The 16,294-nt window shown below is 66.5% G+C and carries 14 protein-coding genes and 1 tRNA gene; 10 read left to right on the top strand and 5 right to left on the bottom strand.

The window, feature by feature from the left end; all coding sequences use genetic code 11:
• Nucleotides 1–118: 118 nt before the first annotated feature.
• The gene (locus tag VKV57_06225; protein HLW59509.1) at nucleotides 119–997 is read right to left on the bottom strand and encodes a hypothetical protein; all 879 of its coding nucleotides are present in this window, start codon (nucleotides 995–997) and stop codon (nucleotides 119–121) included.
• A 553-nt stretch (nucleotides 998–1,550) separates the two neighbouring features.
• Here VKV57_06225 and VKV57_06220 point away from each other — a divergent pair.
• Nucleotides 1,551–1,642 (top strand) — tRNA-Ser (locus VKV57_06220).
• Between the two features lie 345 nt (nucleotides 1,643–1,987).
• Here VKV57_06220 and VKV57_06215 read toward each other — a convergent pair.
• The 3 genes from VKV57_06215 to VKV57_06205 all read right to left on the bottom strand — a co-directional run bounded on the left by VKV57_06215 (nucleotide 1,988) and on the right by VKV57_06205 (nucleotide 5,409).
• Nucleotides 1,988–2,092 (bottom strand): Na-translocating system protein MpsC family protein, encoded by a 105-nt coding sequence (locus tag VKV57_06215; GenBank protein HLW59508.1) that lies wholly within the window; start codon nucleotides 2,090–2,092, stop codon nucleotides 1,988–1,990.
• 637 nt (nucleotides 2,093–2,729) lie between these two features.
• On the bottom strand, nucleotides 2,730–4,016 hold the full coding sequence (locus tag VKV57_06210) for a glycine/betaine/sarcosine/D-proline family reductase selenoprotein B (GenBank protein HLW59507.1): 1,287 nt from the start codon (nucleotides 4,014–4,016) through the stop codon (nucleotides 2,730–2,732).
• A 61-nt stretch (nucleotides 4,017–4,077) separates the two neighbouring features.
• On the bottom strand, nucleotides 4,078–5,409 hold the full coding sequence (locus tag VKV57_06205) for a glycine/sarcosine/betaine reductase component B subunit (protein ID HLW59506.1): 1,332 nt from the start codon (nucleotides 5,407–5,409) through the stop codon (nucleotides 4,078–4,080).
• A 243-nt stretch (nucleotides 5,410–5,652) separates the two neighbouring features.
• Here VKV57_06205 and VKV57_06200 point away from each other — a divergent pair, with 243 nt between their 5' ends.
• From VKV57_06200 to VKV57_06180, 5 genes are read left to right on the top strand one after another with little or no spacing between them, the layout of a single operon-like run.
• Nucleotides 5,653–6,591, top strand: coding sequence for a VOC family protein (locus VKV57_06200; protein HLW59505.1), 939 nt, complete (start codon nucleotides 5,653–5,655; stop codon nucleotides 6,589–6,591).
• Complete coding sequence (locus VKV57_06195; protein ID HLW59504.1) at nucleotides 6,588–7,262, top strand: phospholipase; 675 nt, start codon at nucleotides 6,588–6,590, stop codon at nucleotides 7,260–7,262. Before VKV57_06200 ends, VKV57_06195 begins: the two co-directional genes overlap by 4 nt.
• Nucleotides 7,259–7,690 carry a helix-turn-helix domain-containing protein gene (locus VKV57_06190; GenBank protein HLW59503.1) on the top strand — a complete coding sequence of 144 codons (432 nt, stop codon included), beginning with the start codon at nucleotides 7,259–7,261 and terminating at the stop codon, nucleotides 7,688–7,690. Before VKV57_06195 ends, VKV57_06190 begins: the two co-directional genes overlap by 4 nt.
• A 2-nt stretch (nucleotides 7,691–7,692) precedes the next feature.
• Nucleotides 7,693–8,523, top strand: a complete 831-nt coding sequence (locus VKV57_06185) for an aldo/keto reductase (protein ID HLW59502.1) — start codon at nucleotides 7,693–7,695, stop codon at nucleotides 8,521–8,523.
• A 54-nt stretch (nucleotides 8,524–8,577) separates the two neighbouring features.
• Nucleotides 8,578–9,057, top strand: a complete 480-nt coding sequence (locus tag VKV57_06180) for a DinB family protein (protein ID HLW59501.1) — start codon at nucleotides 8,578–8,580, stop codon at nucleotides 9,055–9,057.
• A gap of 10 nt (nucleotides 9,058–9,067) precedes the next feature.
• Here VKV57_06180 and VKV57_06175 read toward each other — a convergent pair whose 3' ends face one another.
• A complete protein-coding gene (locus VKV57_06175; protein HLW59500.1) occupies nucleotides 9,068–10,009 on the bottom strand; it encodes a 2-dehydropantoate 2-reductase in 942 nt (313 codons plus the stop codon).
• A 263-nt stretch (nucleotides 10,010–10,272) separates the two neighbouring features.
• On the opposite strand from VKV57_06175, the gene VKV57_06170 reads away from it, so the two are divergent.
• The 4 genes from VKV57_06170 to VKV57_06155 all read left to right on the top strand — a co-directional run bounded on the left by VKV57_06170 (nucleotide 10,273) and on the right by VKV57_06155 (nucleotide 15,970).
• A complete protein-coding gene (locus VKV57_06170) occupies nucleotides 10,273–11,691 on the top strand; it encodes an aldehyde dehydrogenase family protein (protein HLW59499.1) in 1,419 nt (472 codons plus the stop codon).
• A gap of 169 nt (nucleotides 11,692–11,860) precedes the next feature.
• Nucleotides 11,861–12,532, top strand: coding sequence for a Crp/Fnr family transcriptional regulator (locus VKV57_06165; protein ID HLW59498.1), 672 nt, complete (start codon nucleotides 11,861–11,863; stop codon nucleotides 12,530–12,532).
• Between the two features lie 483 nt (nucleotides 12,533–13,015).
• Nucleotides 13,016–14,707: a long-chain fatty acid--CoA ligase gene (locus tag VKV57_06160; protein ID HLW59497.1), complete on the top strand. Its 1,692-nt coding sequence runs from the start codon at nucleotides 13,016–13,018 to the stop codon at nucleotides 14,705–14,707.
• Nucleotides 14,708–15,970, top strand: coding sequence for an MFS transporter (locus VKV57_06155; protein HLW59496.1), 1,263 nt, complete (start codon nucleotides 14,708–14,710; stop codon nucleotides 15,968–15,970).
• Nucleotides 15,971–16,294 lie beyond the last annotated feature (324 nt).

Below are 16,294 nucleotides of genomic sequence, written 5' to 3'. Positions count from 1 at the left end.
CTTTTGCCTTGGGTTCCCGCTCCACTTGGCCGGGGTTCTCGACCGGAAGGGGTCCTTCGGTTCTTCTCCGACATGCCATCGGAACCATCGTTCCAGGGTGGCGAGAAACGAAGCGTCCCTACCTCCGGGCGTTGCTCAGGGAATTCAGCCATGTGCGAATTTGCCCCAGTTGCTCTTCCCAGGACCCCGCCCGTTGCGTGACCTCGGGTGTCCCCTTGCCGGGGACGAACACAGAAACGCGATTTTCCCCGCGAGCATCGTCGGCGAACTCAAATCTGAAGAAACAACCGGTCGGCGTGTGGACCAAAGCGGAAATGAGCGGGCCGATCAGGGCGTGTCGATTAGGTTGGAGCGCCCAAGTGAACGTACTGGGATTGAGCCCCGCCTCCTGGAGAGCACGGGCGACATCGGCTTGGTGCGACGGAGGGAGTGCGCGGCTGGCGGGGCGTTCTTTGGGTTCCTTCGGGGCCTGAGCCGCCGGATCGACTTGGCGTTCGGGGGTCGCTCCACTGGCACCTTGACCGAGGGGTTCCCCGCTACGTTGATCGGTGGGGATGTCGTTTTTGCTCAGCACCATCCAGACGACCAAGTCCCACGCGTTTCGGATGCCGGTCACGAGAAGCAAGATGCTGGCCCACGCCAGTCCATCGAGAGCCTGTTTGATGTCCTTGAGCAGTCCAACGCCGGTTCCGACATAGAGGAGATAACCGACTGAAGGAACGACGAAATACCAGACCCAATCTGTTTTATCGATCTCTTCCTTGCGGAACTGCTGATGCAAGAACGGCAACCTGCTGAGCGTAACCCCGAAACTGATCAGGCCGACGACCACGAGCAGGCCGCCGAGCACCATTTGTGTCACGGTCGGAATCAGAACCACCGACGCGGTTACCAGGACGTAGACGAAATGGATGAGCGTTGGGCTGACGAACGCCCGGAGCCCCGGGGTGGCTCGCTTGGCAAACAGCCCGGCGCCAACCGAGATCGCGACAAACATCAGACCGACCAGGGTTGCAGACGCTCCGCCGATTAGGAGGTAGAAGTTCTGCCAATCGTGGAGCGGTTGGGCCGACGCGTCAGGCATAGTTCATGGGCTCGGAATGGCCCATGGTCGCTGAGGGGAGAACGGCCGATCCAACCGTATCCAGTTTGATACCGTAGGTGACGCGTGCCTTACCCCGTGCGGGGGCCTGCCGGAGGGGCATGGCTACCATCACAAATCTCCAGGCCGTGGAATTTCCGCAGCGGGCGGCGTCGGCACACCGCGCCCCCGGCAAAGTGCGTGACTTCGGCCCAGCCACTCAGAAGAGAGAAGGTGCCCAACCCGATTCGAAGATTCAGGGGGGCGAGACCACGATTGCCCGATGCCGTCGCGTCGCACGCGAAGCCCTTCCCGAAACACGATGTACAGTGATCGCGGAATTCCAGCGGGAGAGCCACATTCCTTCCTGCGGAGCGGGAGGGGGGCCTTACAGAGATGCCTCCCTCTCCTCACCGAGCGGTCCTAGGCAGTAAACTCCTCGGGAAGTAGAATAGGGGATGGCCTGCGCGGAGGGGTGCGAGAGCCTGGCTGAATCGGGCGGTCTCGAAAACCGCTATGGCCGCAAGGCCATCGGGGGTTCAAATCCCTCCCCCTCCGCCAGCAAAAAGACGGGGATGCCTCGACTTCGAACTCCAGCCGTATGTCTTGACGTGCAAGAGTCTTCTCCGAACATTGTCCGAACTTCGACAGTCTAACTATTCAAAAAGTGGGCATAAACAGAATCTTGGCTGGAGGGGGAGGCTTGAGATACTCACAAGTCTCTGAGCATACCTCTCGGTGGCCCCGGGTGGAGACGGGAGTGGCCCCACCCGGCATGCGGCTGGTAAGGTGGGGCAGCAGTCAGGGTCAACGACGCGGCTGCCCCGCATACCAGCCGCCTAAAGGCGCGCTAGCGGTCGAGCGTAAGTGTATTGTGAAAAAGAATGTCCACAGGGCATCGTTCGGCTACTCCGGCAGATCTGTTAACTTGCGGTCGAACACGAACACGGTGAGGCGCTCACCCGTCTTTGTGCTGACATCGGTGTGCATGCTGACCACGTTCGCCCCCACCTAAATCCTTGAAGAGCTGTTCAAAGGAGGGCCGGAGGTCCTGAGTCATCCGCGCACGGCTCTCTTTGATCGCCCTCTCGCCTTCAGGGGTTTGTGCTTGCTCGTATTCCACTTTCGTCAGGACTTTGAACAAGCGGATGAGATCATGTCGTCTATTGCGTACGTCCGATACCTTCGGGGCCATGTCCCGTGTGCTCCTTAAGATATCGGATCTTGGTGTGGACAATCTCTTCTGTGACCTGGCGTATCCTCCTCGACGTTGACTCCACATCCTTTCCCCTTACGCCCGACATGTCGTCAGGATTGCGCTTGAGGTCCGAGGTTATGCGAGATTATCTTCAGTCCCTATACTGGTAGTTGGGGAGGAACCCTCTATTTGTGGTGTCAGACGAACGGGAGGCTAGAATGATGGGAGCAGGGTAGAGCGCTCGGACACTTCGGCGTCCGCCGGCGGCCCCTAATCTACTTGGGAAGGGTCAACGTGACCCGCACTCTGAGGAGTTCAAATAGCGAGAGAATAGAGCACCCTCCGCCAACAAAACGTCGGCTATTTGACCCCCGCCTCATCACACACCGTTGGTGCCGAACCTGACGACAGCGGCTACGGATCTCTCGTCCACCCCGGCGTGTTATCCGTTCACACGTCGGCGGCGACCAACGTCGGGGCGTCCACCTTGCGTGTCAGGGCCGTCAGCGCCAACTCAGTCAGCGACCGGCGATAGGCGCGCTCGGCGTCGCGGGACAGCAGGGGATCACCCATCAGGTGCGGCACCGCCTTGCCCGCCACGACTCGATACACCCCCGCGGCCAGTGGAATGACCGGCAAAGCCGAAACGACGACCGTGGGGATGCCGGTTCGCTCTATCTCTTTTGCGATCGTTGCCCCGCAACGATTGCAGGTCCCTCAGGTCGCCGTCAGCACCACCGCCTGCACCTCGGCGGCGCGTAGTTCCGCGGCGATCTCGCGTCCGAAGCGGCGCGCTCGCTCCACCGGTTCGACGTTGCCGACGGTCACGAAGAGTTCGGGGTGGAGGGAGCCGATCCGCCCCTCCGCTTCCAATTCCCGCAGCGCGTCGACCGGCACGACGCGCCGGGGATCGTCGCGGATGAACCGATTGTCGAAACCGCCGTGCACGCAGGTAAAACTCTCGACGGAGTCCAGGGGGTACTTCGCCCAGCGGCTGGCCCGCCACGACTCAAGGTGGTCCGGGTTGCCGGGGGGAACGACCCCCCCGGTGGTCACGACGGCCAACTTGATCGTCCTCAGATCAGGTATGGGCGGAGCCGGGGGCACGGGATCGATGGCCGGGAGCGGCAACTCGGTTTGAAAGGCCCGCCCCCCCAGACGATCGCACAACATCGCCACCATCCGTTCGGCGCCGGTGTCCCCGTCGAAGACATTCCGGCGGGTGCGGGGAAGGTAGCCTTCCTTGTCCGCGGGTCCGAGTTCGATGCCATTGCCCAAACGGGCCGCGAAACGGGCGAGGGCTCTGAGGGCCTCGTCCATGCCGACGGCGTCGGCCGCGGTCGGCACGATCAGCACCTCGCGGTGGTAGATCTCGACGGCCGGGTTCTCGGGATGCATGGCGGCGACCGCCGGAATCCCGAGGGTCGCGGCCAACCTGCAGGCCAGGCCACACGCGAGCCCGTAACGACCCGAGGAGAACGCCGGACCCGCCACGAGGACGTCCGCCTTCGCCTCGGCCAGGAATTCGGCGAGCTTCTTGCCGGCTTCCGCCTCCCGCTCCGTCGCGTAGTTGTCACCGCAGTAGAGGGTCGCGACGATCTCCGCGTCTCCGTCCAGGTGCGATTTCAGCAACCGGCCCGGTCCCACAGGGCCGGGCAGCATCCCCGGCGGCAGGATGGCCTCGCTTTCGCCGCCCCGTCCGGCGAAGAATTGGTTGAGGTAGTGGACGATGCGCATCCGTGTTCCCCCTTGTCCCTCATCGACCGCCGGTGGACCGTGCCGGCGGGTTCCGCTGCGTTTAATACGCTACGCAGCGCAAGCGTCCGAAGCCGCTCTGGCTCGTTGCGCAGTAGACTTGGCGTAGGGCCACCGAAAGCGGTTCGTCCGGCCGACGACTGAACGCGGCCTCGTACGTGTTGCCCGCGCGGAAGTCGCGGCCGCCGATCACCCGCTCGGCAGCCGGAAGATCCACCACCTGCTCCTGGTTGCCGTTGCTGACGATGGCCACAGCTTCCGGCACGACGGTCACCAGAGGAAAGTCCGAACCGTCCCGGTCGGCGTACTCGTCCACCGAGATTGCCGTGCGGATCCCCGCCCGCTCGAGGTGCTGGCAGATCAGCATCTGATCGGCGTAGGCGTGGCCGCCGTTGGACATCGTCACCACCGCGCCGGCCGCGCCGAGCATCCGCGCCACCTTTGCGGTCTGAGCCGCCTGGCGATGCTTTTCGGCCTGCGCGGGGATCAGGCAGCGGCAGACGAGCACGCCCAGAAAGGCGATCTCCCGGCCGTCCCGTGCGTACAGCGCCCGGATCACCGGATCGTTCTGATAGTAATACGTCGGGACGCGATGGCAGGCGATCCAGTAGTCTCCGCTGACCACGGCCCCGTCCAACACCTCGTTCGGGTGCAGCAGCGCCGGGAGGCTCTCCACCAGCTTCCCGTACAGATAGGTCCCGTGCACCTCGCCCTCGCGCATGGCCAGGCAGACATAGACGACCCCCGGGAGATCCGGGGCTCGGGGCGCCAACGCCAACCGCTCGACGTGATCGGGGTTCGCGGTGTGTGCCGCGCCGGCTAGATAGGACGCGACGCGGATTGCGGCCAGGCGGCCGGCCGCGACCGCTTCCGCGATGCTTACCCTCTCGTGACAGGCGAACTGTAAGACGAGGTTGGTCAAACCCGAGAATGGGTGGTAGGTCCCCCCGGGCCCCCACATGTCGAGGATGGCTTCCTTCGGCCCCTGACTGTCTGCCTGATCGGGGATGTCGGCGGCCGTCAGCACGGCGATTCCGGTGAGGCGGTCGGTGCGACCGGTGCCGGCCACGTCCGGTGGTCCGAGAAAGCCCGGAAAGGCCGTCGTCGGTTCGGGCTTGACGCACGGTTCCACCGCGTCGAGGACGTGGATGACCCGGGTGTGCTCCCCCGCCCGCACCCAGACAGGATCGACACTCACCAGGCGGGGGTCCTGCAGCACGAGTGTCACGAGAGCGGCGCGAGGGACCCGCAAATGCCCATCGATCAGCGCGAGGTGGTCGCCCCAATCCGCCGTGTGCACATGGAACGAACGCAGTTCCAACTCCACACGAGCCAGTTCGCTCGGCTGAGGAACGAGTCCTGCCTCAACGCTCACGCGTCCACCTCCTGCGAGGCGGGGCCACAGCCGACGGGACGCTTGGCACCCGAGGTGTCCGAGAGCGGACCCGTCCCCCCGGCCTCGCCAGGTCCGAAGCGATTCGAGGAGAAACGCTTGGACTGGAGCCGACGGATCGCTCCTTGCCCCCGGTGCTCCGCGCGGGGTGGTTCTCCCGGGGAATAAATTAGGTTACTAAACCGTATTAGGTTATTAGTCCGAACCCATAATGGAGGCAGGCGGATGAAGCTTGAAGGCATCCATCACATCACCGCGATCACGGGCGACGCGCCGAGGAACGTTGACTTCTACACCCGCGTGCTCGGACTGCGTCTGGTGAAGAAGACGGTCAACCAGGACGACCCGACCGTCTATCACCTCTTCTATGCCGACGAGAAAGGGAGCGCCGGCGCCGATCTCACTTTTTTCGAGTACCCGGGCGCCGAACGCGGCCGCACCGGGGCGGGGATGGTGCACCGGATCGTCTGGCGCGTCGCATCGCCCGAAGCTCTGACCTTCTGGGAGGAGCGTCTCCGCCGTGAGGGCACCGCGGTCGGTCGGACGGCGGGGGGCCTCAGCTTCGAGGACCCGGAGGGCCTGGGGCTCGAGATCCGTGTCGCCGAAACCGCGGATGCGCCGCTGATGGCCCGGCATCCGGAGATTCCCTCCCCCCTCGCGCTCCAGGGTTTCGACGGCGTCCGCGCCTATGCGGGCGATCCGGAGCGGAGCCACAGATTCCTCGAGCAGACGCTCGGCTTTGTCCAAGGTGTTGATGGCTACGAGGTGAGGGGGCAGCGGCGCGGGGCGATCTATGCGTACGACCGCGCCGGCGCGTCTGGAATCGGAGGGGCGGGCACGGTCCATCACGTCGCCTGGGCCTCAATGATGGACGACCACCAGGCTTGGCGCGAGCAGGTGACGCGGGGGGGGAGTCGGCCCACCCCGATCATCGATCGGTACTACTTCCGCTCGATCTACTTTCGGGAACCAAGCGGCGTCCTGTTCGAGATCGCGACGATCGGTCCCGGATTCGCGACCGACGAGCCATCCGAGCACCTCGGCGAGTCGCTCGCCCTGCCGCCGAAGTTCGAGCACCTGCGTGCGGAGCTGGAGCGGACCCTGACGCCGCTGCCGAGCCTGCGGAGGCCGGCGGGATCGAAGGGCGAGGAGGTGGCGCGGTGAACACGTCCACGGACCGCACTCTGGTGCACCGTCTTCGGCCTCCGGCATCGGAGCCCCAAGGAGCCCTCGTGCTCATCCACGGGCGCGGCGCCGATGAGAATGACCTCTATCCTCTCCTCGACGCGCTCGACCCCAAGCGGCGCCTGCTGGGGGTTACGCTCCGCGGGCCGCTGGCCCTCCCACCCGGGGGGGCGCACTGGTATGCGGTCGGCCGGGTCGGGTACCCCGAACCGCAGACCTTCCACGCGACGTATCGCCGCGTCAGCGCGTGGCTCGACGCCTTTGCCAAGGAGACGGGAATTCCCCCCGAGCGCACCGTGGTCGGTGGGTTCTCCCAAGGGGCGGTCATGAGCTACGCGCTCGGGCTCGGCGCGAGCCTGCCCCGGCCGGCCGCGGTCGTCGCCCTGAGCGGGTTCATCCCCACCGTGGCGGGCTTCGAGCTCGACTTCGGCCGCCCGCTCCCGCCGGTGGCGATCGCCCACGGTGCCCACGACCCGATCATCTCGGTCGAATTTGCCCGGAGGGCGCGCGAGCTCCTGGAGCGGGCGGGGGCCGAGGTCCTCTACCACGAGTCGCCGGTCCCGCACACGATCGATCCGGCCTTTCTCGACGTCCTGGCAGCGTGGGTGGATCGGGTCTTTGCGGGGAAGCACACTCCCGACGGACGATGAGACCCGCCGACGGATTTTGTCCATACTTCCAACGCGCGGCCGAGCTCATCGGCCGCCGCTGGACAGGGGCGGTTCTGCGCGCGATGCTGGCGGGGCCGCTGCGCTTCTCGCAGCTGGAGCGCGCGGTGCCGGCGATCTCCGCGCGCGCGCTCGTCCAGCGTCTCCGCGAGCTCGGAGAGGCGGGCCTCATCGAGAGGAGCGTGGAAACCGGCACCCCCATCCACGTGACCTACACGCTGACGGAGAAGGGCAGGTCGCTTGAGGATGCCGTCAAGCACTTGGAGCACTGGGCCCACCACTGGCTGGTCCCCCACGGGATCGACCCGCACCGTCACCTCGCCGGCAAGGTCCGCGCCGCGGCGCGTTCGGGCGAAGGGGGTCACATTTCCGTCCCGGCGCGCCGCGGGCGGCCGGGTAGGACGGGGTAGACATGGCGGCCGTGCCGTCGATGGAGCATCGGGTGCTCGGGAAGACGGGCCTGCGGGTCCCGGCGGTCGGCATGGGCACGTGGCGGACGTTCGACGTCCGCGGGGAGGAGCCCGAGCGGCGATCGCATGCCATCGTCGACGAAGCGCTTGCCGTCGGCGCCGGTTTTATCGACAGCTCGCCGATGTATGGGGAGGCTGAGCGGGTGCTGGGAAGCGCCCTACGGGGACGCCGCGCCGCGGCGCTGATCGCGACGAAGATCTGGGCGCAGACGCCAGCGGAGGGGCGGAACCAGGCCGAGCGTGCGCTCGCCTTGTTCGGGGACCGCGTCGACCTGTACCAGGTCCACAATCTGGTATTGTGGCGCGAGCACCTCTCGATGCTGGAACGGCTGCGGGACGAGGGTCTGGTTGCCGCGATCGGCGCCACCCATTGGAACGCCGCGGCGTTCGGTGAGTTGGGCCAGGTGATGCGGACCGGGCGCGTCGCCGCGATCCAGGTGCCGTACAATCCCCTGCAGCGCGAGGTGGAGCGCGAGATCCTCCCCCTGGCCGCCGATCTCGGGCTCGGGGTCGTGGTCATGCGCCCGTTCGCTGAGGGCGGGCTGATGCGCCACCCGCCGACCGCTGCGGAGCTGAGGCTCCTCCGGCCCTTCGGAGTCGAGACGTGGGCCCAGGCCCTGCTGAAGTGGGTTCTCAGCGACCCGCGCTGCCACGTGGCGATTCCCGCCACCTCCTCGCCCGGGCGGATGACAGAAAACGCCGCGGCGGGCGGGCCTCCGTGGTTCGGCGAGGAGGAGCGGGCGCTGGTGTCCCGGATCGCGGGCCGGGCGTGAGGCACACACCTAAACAAGGAACGCCAACTCGATCCGCGAGGAGGGGAGATCGCTATGGCGAGCCAGGCGGCGCTGCGTGAAGAGGTGGTGTGGTTGCTGCGCGGCGGCCACGCGCACGTCGGGTTTAAGAAGGCGTTCGCCAAGATGCCGGAGGGGCTGCAGGGGAAGAAGCCGCGGGGCGCCCCCTACAGCCCGTGGCAGCAACTCGAGCACCTGCGGATCTGCCAATGGGACATCCTCGAATATATCCGAAATCCCGATCACGTTTCGCCGCCGTGGCCCGGCGGCTACTGGCCGGCCGCGGCACCGCCGGCCAGAGGAAGTTGGGCCAAGAGCGTGCGGGGGTTCGAGGCCGACCTCAAGACGCTCGAAGCGATGGCCGCGGCTCCCGCGACGGATCTCCTGGCCAGGGTGCCGGCCGACCCCGACGGGCCGACCCTGCTGCACGAGCTCCTGCTGGTGGCGGACCACAACGCGTACCATCTGGGGCAGCTGCTGGTGCTGCGCCGCCTCCTCGGCGCCTGGGAGGACTAGCCCGGCCCCCTCACGCCTGTGGTCTGGGATCCGGGGGAGGCCCGTCCACGAAAGGTTTGAGGGCCGCATAGATCGCGAAGTTGATCGGGGTGATCATCTTGCGGGCCCGCCCGAGCCTGACCACGGTTCCGTTCAGGCTCTCCACCTCAATGCGCCGCCCCAGCGACAGGTCGTGCGCCATCGACCCTTTGGCCCAGGGCTCCAGGTTGCCGGAAAACTTGATCGATTGGTCGGGGATGCCCTTGGGCAGTGCGACGCCCGACGCCAGGGCCAGCGCCTCAACCTCAAGCATCGCCCCCCGGAACAGCTCGCGGGTCTCCTCGCACGCCAGAATCGGGCCAATCGTCAGCCGGGTCAGCGCGGTCACGCCGCTGAACCCGCAGATGAACAGGAACTTGCTCCACAGGACGGTGTTGATGTCGGGCTGGAGTTCGGCGGCGACCCCGGCCTTCACAAACCGCTGGAAGAGGTGCTCGACCCGCGCGCCAAGACCCCCCGCGTTGGCTCCGAAGATGAGCCTTCCCGGCCCGGCCGGCTGCCCAACCACGCCCGGCGCTTCGACGTGGGCGTTGACTTGGGCCGCGGCGGAGATCGCCGTCCCTCGCCCGACCACCCGCGTGATCCGCTCGTCGTTGTCGATTCCATTTTGCACGGACAGGATCACGGTGTCCGGACCGACGATCGGCCGAATCAGCGCCGCCGCGGACTCGGTGTCGTACGTCTTCACGCAGAACAGGACAAGGTCGACCGGCGGGATGTCCTTGGGGTCGTCCGTGGCGCTGGCGCGGACGGTGAAATCGCCCGCGAGCCGGGACTTCACCACGAGGCCGCTGGCGCGGATCGCTTCCAGGTGCGCCCCCCTGGCGATGAACGTGACGTCCTCCCCCGCCCGCGCCAGGAGGCCTCCGTAGAACCCCCCCGTTCCCCCGGCACCCATCACCGCAACCCGCATTCCCACGCCTCCTCCTTGGACACCCGTGCCCGGCGGATGCGCCGGCCCCGCCTTTGGGTTTCCATCGGCTAAATAACTTACGCGCGGAGCGGCCGTGCCCTGCCGGCGACACTCGAACAGAGGTTCCTTCGCGGCGACCGATTCGCGCGAGAATTTCTCCTGGAGTTCCTCCGTCCCAGAGAGTACGCTAGGGATAGTCCGTAGGCTGACTCGTCAGAGGGATCGCGACGCTCGGGGGAGATTCAGATGGAGGTGGGACGCCTATGAAGATGTACGTCGGGACCGAATGGGTCGACAAGCCCAAAACGATCGCCGTGACCAATCCGTTCGACGGTTCCCAGGTCGACACCGTCCCCAAGGCCGACGCGGACGACATCGAGCGGGCGCTGGCCACCGCGACCCGCGGCGCGCGCGCGATGCGGCGGCTGACCGGATACGAGCGCTACCAGATCCTGCGGAAGGCCGCGGACCTGATGGCCCAACGCACCGAGGATCTCGCGCGCACGATTACCCTTGAGGAAGGCAAGATCATCGGGGAGGCGCGGTTCGAAGTCTCGCGCGCCACCGAGATCATCGCCCTGTCGGCCGAGGAAGCGAAGCGTCAATACGGCGAGACGATCGCGCTGGACGGCGCACCGGGGGTCACCCAGCAGAAGTTCGGGTTCACCGTCCGGGTCCCGTGCGGGGTTGTCCTGGGAATCAGTCCCTTTAATTTCCCCCTCCACCTGGTCTGCCACAAGGTGGGCCCGGCGCTCGCCGCCGGCAACAGCGTGATCGTGAAGCCCGCGACCGACACGCCGCTCAGCGCGCTCAAGCTCACCCAGATCATGCTCGAGGCCGGCACGCCCCCCGAGGGTATTCAGTGCATCACCGGGAGCGGCGGGGAGGTCGGCGAGGCGCTCTGCCGGGACCCGCGGGTGCGCAAGATCACGTTCACCGGGAGCCGAGATGTCGGCGAGCGGATCTGCCAGGTGGCCGGTCTGAAAAAGGTGACGATGGAATTGGGCAGTAACTCGCCGCTGATCGTGATGCCCGATGCCGACATCGAGAAGGTCGCGGCCGCGGTGGCCGCGACCGGGTTCAGCAACGCCGGCCAGGTCTGCATCAGCGCGCAGCGGATCCTTCCACTCAAACCGATCTACAACGACCTTCTGAACGCGCTCAAGCCAAAAGTGGCCGCGCTGGCGACCGGGAATCCCCTCGACGAGAAGACGAAGATGGGACCGATGGTGCGCGAGCGGGACGCGCAGCGGGTCGACGAATGGGTGCGCGAGGCCGTGGCATCGGGGGCCAAGCTCGTCACGGGTGGAGAGCGTCACGGGGCGATTTACGCGCCCACGGTGCTGGCGGACGTCAAGCCCGAGATGCGCGTATCCAGGAGCGAGGTGTTCGGCCCGACGGTCGCGGTCACCCCCGTCGGCACCATCGACGAAGCGATCGCGATGGCGAACGACACGAACTACGGCCTGTCTGCGGGGATCTTCACGCAGAATATTGATTGGGCGATGAAGTTCGTGCAGCAGGTCGAATCCGGTAACCTCCACGTCAACTGGGGCCCGCAGTGGCGGGCGGACCTGATGCCCTACGGCGGGCTCAAGGACAGCGGCTTCGGCAAGGAGGGGCCGAAGTACGCGGTGCAGGAGATGACCGAGCTGAAGATGGTCGTGATTCACCTCGCCTAGTCCTGCCTTCGAATCCCACGCCACCACCGCCGCTCCCGGCCCCGAGTGTTCGGGCCGGGAGCGCGCGTTACCGATGCTTCCGCACGCCGGTCGCCCGCGCTCCCTTGCAAAGGTCCGGCGGCGCAGCCCCGCGCCCGCCGGGTGTATACTAACGGACAAGGGGGGGAGTATGCCAAGCCTTCTGGCACAAGTTCCTCTCTTTGCCGAGTTTTCCCGGAGCGAACTCGACGCCCTCTCCACGTTCATCCGCCTTCGTCGCTATCCCAAGGGGTCCATCATCTTTCACCAAGGCGACCCGGGGACGACCCTCTACCTCATCGAAACGGGCGAGGTAAAGCTGACCGTTATGTCGGGGAGGGGGAAGGAAGCCACCCTCGCGCTGCTCGGGCAGGGGGCGTTCTTTGGCGAGCTCAGCCTCTTGGATGGTGAGCCCCGCTCCGCCACGGCGGTGGCCAGAGTGGACTGCAAACTCGGGGCGCTCGATCGGGACCATCTGCTCCGGTTTCTCGAGGAACACCCTCGCGCGACCGCCAGCCTGCTGTCTGTTCTCGCCCGCCGTCTGCGGCGGACAACTGACCAGGTGCACGATGCCGTCTTTCTGGACATCCCCGCCCGGCTGGCCAAGGTACTCCTCCAATTCGCCGGGGCGAAGATCGAGGGCCCGGATGGACGCCTCAGCGCCCCCAAGCTGACCCAGGAGGAATTGGCAGAGTTGGTGGGCGGTACCCGGGAGAGCATCAACAAGTGCCTGGGGATCTTCGCCCGGCAGGGATGGGTCCGCCGCCATCGGGGGATGGTCACTGTGCTGAAACCCGAGGAGTTGAGAAAGCAGATCTACTGAATGATACCCCGCAGAGCCAAGACGCGCCACGGAGCCCGCGGCATCCTGGGAAAATGAGAATCGAGAACAGTTTCCCGGGGTGACGGCATCGATCCCCGGACTAAGCACGCCCTTCCTCCGGTCCCGGGTCGGCGGACCTGAGCGCCGCCCATGCCGCCACCCGGCAACCGGGCAGGCGAGAAACCCGACAGCAGGGGGGCGGGGGCATCCACCGAATGGCTGAGCCAACGCCCCGCCGGGGGCCGAGCCGGCGGACGAATCCGGCATTCGGGTGGTCCTCACTGAGCTCCCGGCAGAGTGGAGGGGAGCATAGGGCGGTCCGCTCTTCCCCGCCCGGACTCTTCGGTACCGGTGCTCATCGCGGCACCTGTGTTTCCCGAGAGGGCCCGTTCTCTTCGTTTCCTCGGCGCGAACGGGGCGCCGCCGCGGCGCCCGTGGGTGGAATGGCGGGGCTGGGTGAGCAAGGCGAACAGGAGGAGGGCGATGGACCGCATCTGGCTGCGGAGCTATGAGGCGGGGGTGCCGGCGACCCTATCGTATCCGAAGGTGCCGGTGCACCATTTTCTCGAGGAGCACGCCCGGCGGTCCCCGCGCCACGCCGCAATCCTCCTCGCGGCGCCGACCTTTTCCTCGGTGTTCACCTACCGTCGGGTCGACCAGCTTGCCAACCGGTTCGCGAACGCGCTGCTCTGGCTCGGAGTCAAGCCCGGCGACCGTGTGGCCATCCAGCTCCCCAATTTCCCCCAGTTTGTCGTCGGTTTCTACGGGGCACTCAAGGCGGGCGCCGTCGTCGTCCCCATCAACCCGCTCTACAAGTCCCGCGACCTCGCCACGGTGCTCGGGAACTCCGGGGCGAAGATCATCCTCACGCTCTCGCGGTTCGTCCCCGGGTTGACCGAGGTGATGGCCGAAACTCGAATCGAGTCCCTGATTGTGACTGAGCCCTATGACTTCTTCCCATTTCCGTGGAAGCAGTTGGCCTGGTACAAACTGCGCGGTACCGCCAACCCGGGGGAGGGACTTCGGCTCGTGTCGCTTCTTCGGAGCGCATCCCCCCGCGCGCCCGGGGTCCGAGTGGCCCCGGACGATCTGGCGGTCCTCCAGTACACCGGCGGCACGACCGGGACGCCCAAGGGGGCGATGCTCACCCACCGCAACCTTGTGACGAACTGCACCCAGATGCGGCATTGGCTGACGACGCTTGAGGAGGGCAAAGAGCGGTTCCTCGGGGTCGCGCCGTTCTTTCACGTTTACGGGCTGACGGTCGCGCTCAACACCGCGATCAGTGTGGCTTCGACCGTGATTTGTGTCGTCATGGGTTTGTTCGACACTCGGGTGGTCGCCGCGATGATCGCACGCCACCGACCGACGATCTTCCCCGGTGTGCCGGCGATGTACCTGGCGATCAATCACCTGAAGGACGTCCAGCGGTACAACCTCCATTCGATCAAGGTCTGCGTCAGTGGGTCGGCACCGCTGTCGGGCGAGGTGCAGGCCGAGTTCGAACGGCTGACCGGAGCCACGGTGCTGGAAGGGTACGGGCTGAGTGAGGCCTCGCCCGGGACCCACGTCAACCCGGTGTACGGACAGCACAAGGTGGGCAGCATCGGTCTGCCGCTGCCGGACACCGAGGCGCGGATCGTCGACCTCGATACCGGGGAGCGCGAGCTCCCGCTGGGCGAGAGCGGGGAGCTGGTCATCCGCGGCCCTCAGGTGATGCGGGGGTACTGGAACGCTCCGCAGGAGACCGCCGAAACGCTGCGGGGCGGCTGGCTGCATACGGGCGACATCGCCCGCATGGACGAGGAGGGGTACTTCTTCATCATCGACCGCAAGAAGGATCTCGTCAACGTCGGCGGACTCAAGGTATATCCGCGGGAGATTGAAGAACTGCTCCACGAACACCCCAAAGTCAAGGAAGCGGCGGTCACCGGCGTCACGCACAAGGTGCGGGGTGAGCTCCTCGTGGCGCAGGTCGTGCTGAAGGACGGCGTCACCGACGATCCCAAGCAGGTACGGCGCGAGTTGGTCGAGTTTTGCCGGAGCCGCCTCGCGTCGTTCAAGGTGCCGCGCCGGATCGAGATCGTCACCGAGCTTCCGAAGAGCGCCATCGGGAAGGTCCTCCGGCGAGAGATTCGCGAGACCGTGGCGGAGAAGGCCGACGAAGACGTCTAGATGATCCCCGTGGCAGGCGCCGGACCCCCCACCCGCCTCGTCCGCCCCGTGGAGGTCGGCTGGCTGGGCCTGTACTGGTTCGCGATCAGCTTCCACTGGGGGGCGCTGCTCACCGTGGTCATCCCGGCGGAGGTCCTCCGCTTCGTCCCCGAGGCGCAGAAGGGCGCTTACCTAGGGGCGTTGTTCGCCGCCGGCGCGGTGATGGCGATGGTGATCTCGCCGATCTCCGGGGCGCTGAGCGACCGCTCCACGCTGTCGATGGGGCGGCGGCGGCCGTTCGTCATCGCCGGTACGCTCGTCAGCTGTCTGGGCCTTTTGGCGATGCGCTACGCGACCGGCTACGCCTGGTACGTCGGCGCCGTGGTAATCGTCCAGACCGCGACGAACTTCGCGGGAGGGGCGTTCAACGGGCTCATCCCGGACAAGATCCCTCCCTCGCAGCGGGGGATGACGTCCGGGGTGATGGGGTTCATGATGATGATCGGCACCATCTCGGCGGTATTGGTCGCCGGGGATCTCGTCGGGCGTGGACAGACTCCCCTGGTGTACGGCATCGACATCGGTGTGTTGTTGGTGTGCACGGCGATGATGGCCTCGCAGATCCGAGAAGAACGGCTGCCCGCCGCCCCGCCGATACGGCTGCCCGATTTCCTCCGCTCCTTCTGGATCGACCCGCGGCGCTATCCGGACTTCGGGTGGCTGTTCCTGACACGGGGGCTCGTGATGCTCGGGTTTTACACGTTGATCAGCTTCCTTCAGTTCTTTGTGAAGGACACGCTACATCTGTCGGTGCGGGAGGCCGCGCGCACCACGAGCGTCCTCAGCGCGATCACCATCGCGGCCGCAACGCTCGTGGCCCTTGCCGCCGGGGTGCTCTCGGATCGGATTGGGCGGAAGGGGATCGTCTCGACGGCCGGCTTCTTCCTTGCCCTGACCAGCCTCGGGCTCCTGATGCAGCCGCCGCTTTCCGCCCTCAAGGTGATCGCCGTTCTGTTTGGGGTTGGCTACGGCGCGTATACGAGCGTGGACTGGGCGCTGGCGATCGACGTGCTGCCGCCGACCCGGTCCGCGGCAAAGGATCTCGGGATTTGGGCGATCGCCAACACGCTGCCGCAGGTGGTGGCGCCGATCCTGGCCGGGCCGGTGATCGACGCCTTCAACCGCGGTGGGTCAAATCTCGGCTACTCTGTCGCGTTCGCCCTGGCGATCGTCTACGTCACCCTCGGCTCGGTCTTCGTCTGGAAGATTCGTGGGGCGAGGTAAGGGGGGCCGGGGCCTCTATCGACGTCGGGGCAAACGCGGCTCAGCGGACGTTGAGCACCGGGTCTTTGCCGGCGAGTCCCACCGAGGCCAGGGTGGCGTCGAGCTCGGTCAGCGTCTCCGGGTCCAGCGGCTGGGCCGGGGGCCGCACCACAGCCGTCCGCAGCGCCCCACGGCGGCGGAGGATCTCCTTCCGTAGGGCGAGCCCGATCCCGGGCTGAGCCTCGTAGCGGATGAGGGGGAAGGTAGCGTTCGAACACCGACCGGGCGCCGGGTGTATCTCCGCTCGTAAACCGAGCGTAGATCGTTACCAAAATCTCGGCGTAG

The sequence above is a fragment of the bacterium genome (assembly GCA_035307765.1).
GTDB lineage: Bacteria > Sysuimicrobiota > Sysuimicrobiia > Sysuimicrobiales > Segetimicrobiaceae > Segetimicrobium.
This window is presented reverse-complemented; position numbering and strand designations above follow the sequence as displayed.

Coding starts and splice junctions, on each gene's coding strand:
- VKV57_06155 (HLW59496.1), top strand. CDS start 14,708: ATGATCCCCGTGGCAGGCGCCGGACCCCCCACCCGCCTCGTCCGCCCC.
- VKV57_06170 (HLW59499.1), top strand. CDS start 10,273: ATGAAGATGTACGTCGGGACCGAATGGGTCGACAAGCCCAAAACGATC.
- VKV57_06175 (HLW59500.1), bottom strand. CDS start 10,009: ATGCGGGTTGCGGTGATGGGTGCCGGGGGAACGGGGGGGTTCTACGGA.
- VKV57_06180 (HLW59501.1), top strand. CDS start 8,578: ATGGCGAGCCAGGCGGCGCTGCGTGAAGAGGTGGTGTGGTTGCTGCGC.
- VKV57_06185 (HLW59502.1), top strand. CDS start 7,693: ATGGCGGCCGTGCCGTCGATGGAGCATCGGGTGCTCGGGAAGACGGGC.
- VKV57_06160 (HLW59497.1), top strand. CDS start 13,016: ATGGACCGCATCTGGCTGCGGAGCTATGAGGCGGGGGTGCCGGCGACC.
- VKV57_06225 (HLW59509.1), bottom strand. CDS start 997: ATGTTTGTCGCGATCTCGGTTGGCGCCGGGCTGTTTGCCAAGCGAGCC.
- VKV57_06165 (HLW59498.1), top strand. CDS start 11,861: ATGCCAAGCCTTCTGGCACAAGTTCCTCTCTTTGCCGAGTTTTCCCGG.
- VKV57_06190 (HLW59503.1), top strand. CDS start 7,259: ATGAGACCCGCCGACGGATTTTGTCCATACTTCCAACGCGCGGCCGAG.
- VKV57_06200 (HLW59505.1), top strand. CDS start 5,653: ATGAAGCTTGAAGGCATCCATCACATCACCGCGATCACGGGCGACGCG.